Genomic DNA, 255 nt, shown 5'->3' on the forward strand with positions numbered 1-255 from the left:
CTAATTGATTATTTACAGTTTCAATTTCGATTTCTAATAACCGATACTGACGTAAGAGCGTGGCGATTTCGTGTTGGGCCATCTGTGTTCCTTCTGTCAGTCCGATAGAGTTTTGCGCGGCTTCAATGAGAAGCTTGGCTTTCGGTAACTGTGGGGCTCTCATTCCCTTTACCTGTCGGTAAAGAAAGACCAGCTCTTCAGCTGTTTTCTCTTTAATATCTTTTGGTAATGGCGTCATTTCTAGTGTTGCAAGTG

Annotated in this window: 1 pseudogene; it reads right to left on the reverse strand. The window is 42.7% G+C overall.

Going from position 1 to position 255, the window contains the following annotated elements:
* Positions 1–255 (reverse strand): annotated as a pseudogene (locus tag ACVYAD_RS25275) (IS110 family RNA-guided transposase); the annotation flags it as partial.

The sequence above is a fragment of the Lysinibacillus sp. G1-3 genome (genome assembly GCF_056322905.1).